Below are 4,000 nucleotides of genomic sequence, written 5' to 3'. Positions count from 1 at the left end.
ATCGCGCCCAGGTACGTGGCGAGCTGGTCGGCGAATCCGAAGAACAGCGCGGCGAGCAGCGCGCCGGTCGGGTTCCAGCGGCCGAAGATCAGCGCAGCCAGGGCGATGAAGCCCTTACCGCCGATCATGTTCTTGGTGAACGAGTAGAGCGCCAGGGTGTAGGACGCGCCGCCGATGCCGGCGACCACACCGGCCAGCAGCACGTTGCGGTAGCGCACCCGCAGCACCTTGACGCCGAGCGTGTCGGCGGCGATCGGGTGCTCGCCGACCGAACGGGTCCGCAGCCCCCACCGGGTACGGAACAGCCCGATGTGGATCACCAGCACCAGGAGCAGCCCGACGTAGAGGAAGATGTTGCCGCGGAACAACGCCGGACCGAGCACCGGGATGTCCTTCAGCAACGGGATCTCCCAGTTGCTGAAGCGGGGCGCGCTGTTGTACTTCGCGGCGTCGGTCTGCATCAGCCGCTCGTAGAGGAAGCCGGTGACGCCGACGGCCAGCAGGTTCAGCACGATGCCCATGACAACCTGGTCGACCAGGTAGCGGATGGCGAAGACGGCCAGCAGCAGCGAGATGAACGCGCCGCCGATGGCTGCGGCGACCAGGCCCACCCACACGCTGCCGGAGATGCTGCCGAACAGGGCCCCGCTGAAGGCGCCCATCAGCAGCTGGCCCTCGATGGCCACGTTGACCACGCCGGACCGCTCACAGAGCACCCCGGCGAGCGCGCCGAAGATCAGCGGCAGGGCCAGGATGAACGTACCCCGGATGATGTTGACCAGCGGCATGAAGTTCTGCCCGGCCGGCGCGGCGCTGACCTGCCAGCAGAGGAACGACAGCACGAAGGCGACCAGCCCGACGCCGAGCACGGGAAGGAACCACCGCTTCGGCACCCCGGCGAGCAGCGCCGCGCCGGCGGCGATCGTGATGATCCCGAACAGGATCGCCCCGATCGTGCCGTTGATCTCCAGTGCGGCACCGGCCGCGTCGTCGCTGAGGGTGAACCGGGCCTGTTGGTCGGTGGCGAGCGCGCCGAAGAGCACCGCAGCCAGCAGGCCGAGCGCCAGCAGCGTGAGACCGACCTTCCGGCTGCGGGTCCAGAAGCCCTCGTCGACCGGGGCGACCGCGATGTCGGGGACAGCCATGGTGGACATGAGTTACCAGCCCTTCGCCAGGCTCGTCTGCAACCGGGCGGCGCGCGCGGCCCGGAGCTGGAAGATCGCCTTCACCAGGGCCGGTGCGGCGATGAAGATGACGATCAGCGCCTGGAGCACTGTCACCAGCTCCAGCGAGATCCCGGAGTACGACTGCATCCGGTTACCACCGGCCTGAAGCGCGCCGAACAGCAGCGCGGCCAGCAGCACCCCCCAGGGCTTCACCCGCCCGAGCAGTGCCACCAGGATGCCGTCGAACCCGATCTGCGCGACCACCAGCGGGGTCAACGCGCTGGCGGTCGAGCCGAGCACCATGTTCGAGCCGCCGAGGCCGGCCAGGATTCCGGCGAAGACCATGATCAGGATGTACGTCCGGGTGACGCTGATGCCCGCGGTCCGGGCGGCGTCCGGGTTGGCGCCGACCGCGCGCAGCTCGAAACCGAGCGTCGAGCGGTTGAGCAGCCAGGCGACGGCCCAGGTGGCCAGCACGGCGAGCAGGATGCCGGCGTGCACCCGCAGGTTGTCGCCGAGCAGACGGGGCAGCTGGGCGGAGGTGTCCACGGCCTTGCTGATCGCGTCGGTACGGTTCGGGTCCTGCACGCCGTTCTGCACGATCAACCAGGTGAGGAAGTACGTGGCGACGTAGTTGAGCATGATCGTGTTGATCACCTCGTGCGCGCCGGCGCGGGCCTTGAGGATGCCGGGGATGAAGCCCCAGATCGCTCCACCCAGCGCGCCGGCGAGCACCGCCACCAGCAGGTGCAGGCCGGGCGGCAGCGGCAGCAGGAAGCCGGCCAGCGCCGCCATGATCACACCGATGGTGGCCTGGCCCTGGGCGCCGATGTTGAACAGGCCGCCCCGGAAGGCCAGTGCCACCGACAGGCCGGTGAAGACCAGCGGCGCCGCGTAGGTCAACGTCTCCGAGATCGGCGCGAGCACCGCCTGCCAGCCGTTGGCGCCGTCCAACCAGCCGGAGAACGCCTCGGGGTCGAAGATCGAGCCCTTGAACAGGTTCGCGTACGCCTCGCTGACGAGCGTCCAGCTGGAGTTGATCGCGTCGGACGGGCGGGAGGTGATGTACGAGTAGGTGGCGAGCACGTCGGGATCAGAGATGATCATCAGCACCGCGCCGACCACGATCGCCAGCACCAGCGACAACAGGGTCACCGTGAAGGTGTTCGCCGCCCAGAGGTTGTCCAGGAACAACCGGCCCAGGCTCGGCTTCGGCTCCGGGCCCGGCTTCACCGAGCGGTCCGGCTCGGTGGCCACCTCGGCGCGTTCGGTGTTGCCGAGCGCGTTCTGCGCGGCCTGCGCCTCGCTCGCCGGCTCCTTGTCCGGCGAGCCGGACTGCGGATTGGGGTCGCTCATGCCGTCACTCCGCTTCGCTGCGTGACGCCATGAGGCACCAAACCCCAGTGTCGACTGTTCGCTCGCTGGCGCTCGCTCATGCCTCGTCCTCGCTCGCGGAGCCCGCGTCGCGCGCCGGGCTCCCGTCTGCCGCGCCGGGCTTGTCGGTGGCGGGTGCCGCACCGGACTCGTCGGCGGCGATTGCCGCGTCGGGCTTCTCGGCCACGGCGTCGTGGGCCTCGTCCGGGCTGATGCCGGCCATCAGCAGACCGATCTCCTCACGCGGGGTGTCCGGGCCGACGATGCCGATGATCCGGCCGCGGTACATCACCGCGATCCGGTCGGCCAACCCGATCACCTCGTCGAGTTCGCTGGAGACCACCAGAACGGCGGTGCCAATGTCTCGCTCGCGGATGACCTGGCTGTGGATGAACTCGATCGACCCGACGTCGACGCCACGGGTCGGCTGGGCGGCGATGAGGAGCTTCAGTGGCCGGGACAGCTCCCGAGCCACGATCACCTTCTGCTGGTTGCCCCCGGAGAGGGTGCCCACCGCCGCGTCGGCCGATGAGGTACGGACGTCGAACTGCTCGATCCGCTCCTTCGCGGAGGCGGCGATAGCGTCCGGCTTCAGCGCGAGCCCGGCACCGAACGGCGGCCGGTCGTAGATGTCCAGCACCAGGTTCTCCGCGACGCTGAACTCCTTGACCAGGCCGTCCACGCTGCGGTCCTCAGGCACGTAACCGACGCCCGCCCGGAGCACCTTCTTGGGCTTCCAGCCGTTGATCTGGTCACCGGCCAGGCTGATCGTGCCGGCCAGCACCGGGCGCAGGCCCATGATCGCCTCGATCAGCTCGGTCTGACCGTTGCCCTGTACGCCCGCCACCCCGAGGACCTCGCCCGCGCGGACCGTCAGGTCGACGCCGTCGACAGCGCGGATCTGCCGGTCGTCGTCGACGACCAGCCCTTCCACCTCCAGCACCGGGTCGCCCGGCGTGGCCGGGGTCTTGTCCACGGTGAGCCGGACGTTGCGCCCGACCATCAACGCGGCCAGCTCGTCCCGGCTGGCCTCCGGTGAGGCGGTGCCGACGGTCTTGCCGCGCCGGATCACGGTGATCCGGTCGGCGATGGCCTTGACCTCGCCAAGCTTGTGGGTGATGAAGACGATCGACTTGCCGGCCGCCTTGAGCGACCGCATGACCGTCAGCAACTCCTCGGTCTCCTGAGGGGTGAGCACCGCTGTCGGCTCGTCCAGGATGAGCAGGTCGACGTCGCGGGTGAGCGCCTTGACGATCTCGACGCGCTGCTGGATGCCGACCGGCAGGTCCTCGATCACCGCGTCCGGGTCGACCTGCAGGTTGTAGCGCTCGGACACCTCGGTGACCTCGCGCCGGGCCCGGCGCCGGTCCAGGAAGCCGGCGATGCCGCCCCTGACCTGCTCGGCGCCGAGCCGGTGTTCGGGTGAGCCCACTTGTGAAATCCACAGACCATTATCGGGA

3 protein-coding genes are annotated in these 4,000 nt (G+C 69.5%); all 3 read right to left on the bottom strand.

The genetic code is table 11. The annotated features are described in order from the left end of the window. The coding region (locus ABZ749_RS30925) for an ABC transporter permease (protein WP_357233954.1) at positions 1–1,154 on the bottom strand (1,154 nt) is incomplete at its 3' end. Between the two features lie 3 nt (positions 1,155–1,157). Then, positions 1,158–2,522: an ABC transporter permease gene (locus tag ABZ749_RS30920; RefSeq protein ID WP_355010188.1), complete on the bottom strand. Its 1,365-nt coding sequence runs from the start codon at positions 2,520–2,522 to the stop codon at positions 1,158–1,160. A 76-nt stretch (positions 2,523–2,598) separates the two neighbouring features. Continuing rightward, positions 2,599–3,972, bottom strand: a complete 1,374-nt coding sequence (locus ABZ749_RS30915) for an ABC transporter ATP-binding protein (protein ID WP_357233950.1) — start codon at positions 3,970–3,972, stop codon at positions 2,599–2,601. Positions 3,973–4,000 lie beyond the last annotated feature (28 nt).

Source organism: Micromonospora sp. NPDC047753 (genome assembly GCF_040642735.1).
In the GTDB taxonomy this organism is placed as follows: Bacteria; Actinomycetota; Actinomycetes; order Mycobacteriales; family Micromonosporaceae; genus Micromonospora.
The sequence above is the reverse complement of the archived record's forward strand: the minus strand, read 5'-3'. Positions and strand labels throughout refer to the sequence as shown.